At 74.2% G+C, this 1,598-nt stretch carries 1 protein-coding gene; it reads left to right on the top strand.

Annotated elements, in window-relative coordinates; genetic code table 11:
* Positions 1 to 325: 325 nt before the first annotated feature.
* A partial coding sequence (locus tag AWZ10_RS28245) for a streptophobe family protein (protein WP_060892373.1) occupies positions 326 to 1,598 on the top strand: 1,273 nt, incomplete at its 3' end.

Genomic DNA, 1,598 nt, shown 5'->3' with positions numbered 1-1,598 from the left:
TCGGCGGCTCAGGGGGCACCTGGCCGCTCGGCCGCGTCGGGTCGGGCGGGGTGGGGCTGGGTTGCGACGGCCCGGACAGGGGGCCGGAGGGCGGTCCTGTCGGGCGGCCGGAGGACGGCTGTTCGGAGCTCACGGGTCTTCTCCCGCCGTAGGGATGCTGCGGCGATTCCGATGTTTCATCTATTTGGTGCAGCTTTGTTCCATGACAGGGCCATTGTGTGCTCTGGTCCCGTGCCCCCCGCAAGCCGAAGGGGCACTGCCGCAGGCCGAGGCACTCCGCGCTCCCGGCGCGCGGAGTGCCTCCGCCGTGCTTAGCGTGGCAAGAGTGAGTCCCCAGACCCTGCCTCCTCGGCAGACGACAGCACCTGAGCGGGCGGTCGCCCGCCACGGCTGGCTCCAGGCCCTCGCCACCGTGGTGGCCGGGCTGGTCGCGATGATCGTGGTGGCGTCCCTCGGGCTGTGGGCGGCGGGTGCCGCGGACCTCCCGGACGGCGCGTTCCCCCGGGTCGTCGCGGCCACGGTCGTGACGGCGGTCGGCGGCACGATCGAGCTCTCCGGCGGCGCCGGGGCCATCGCCGAGACCCAGGCGGGCCTGACCGTGATCCCCCTGTCGGTGACCCTCGTGGGCGCGCTCGTGATCGCCGCCGGGTTCCTGCGGCCCCTGCGCCACCGGGCGGTCGCGGGGGCGGCCGAACTCGCGGGCTGGGCCGCCCGCATCGCCGTCCTGTGGCTCGCGGCGCTGATCGGTCTCGCCCTCGCGGCCCGGCAGACCTTCGACGTCTCGCTGGGCGAGGTGGGCGACTTCTTCGGCACCTCCGCCGACGTGGGGTTCGAGACGGCCGTGGCGCCGACCGTGTTCTTCGGGCTGCTGTGGCTCGCCGGGGCCCTCGTCCTGGCGCTGCTGGTGTCGCGCGGGGCGCCGCTCCCGGCGCGACTGCTGCGGTTCCAGGAGTCGGTGCGCCCGGCCGCGTACGCCATGGTCGGCCTGCTGCTGGCGTACGTCGGGCTCGGGCTGGTGATCGGGGTCGTGGTGGCGCTGACCCGTGGGCACGCGGCCGAGACGGCCGCGCTGATCCTGCTGGGCCTGCCGAACGTCATGTGGCCGACCTTCACGATCGGCCTGGGCGCCACCTGGGACAGCCAGGTCGAGGGGCCTTTCGGGCTGCCGATGCCGAAGATCCTCGACGAGGTCGTGCGCGGGCCCGACGTGTCCACCCTGAACCTGGGCTCGCTCGCCGACTACGACGGCCGGGTGTGGTGGCTCCCGGTCGTGAACGCCGTACTGCTGCTGGTCGCCGCGTTCGTGATGGCGGCCCGCTCCCCGGCCCGGACACGGCTGTGGCAGCACGCCGTGCACATGGCGGCCGCCCTCACGCTCACCGTCCTGATGATCTGCCTCATGGCCCGGATCTCCGCGCACTACGGGCTGTCGGTCATCGGGATCGGCGACCTCGGCGGCGACCTGGGCGGGGAGCTGTTCCTGCGGCCCCGGCTGTGGTCCTCACTCGGGCTCGCCGTGCTCTGGGGACTCGTGACCGGGTTCCTGGGCGGGGCGCTGGCCAAAAGGGTGCGCCGGCGGGGCGCGGTCGACGCGGACG

This window comes from Streptomyces europaeiscabiei (assembly GCF_001550375.1).
GTDB classification, from domain to species: Bacteria; Actinomycetota; Actinomycetes; order Streptomycetales; family Streptomycetaceae; genus Streptomyces; species Streptomyces europaeiscabiei.
The sequence above is the reverse complement of the archived record's forward strand: the minus strand, read 5'-3'. Positions and strand labels throughout refer to the sequence as shown.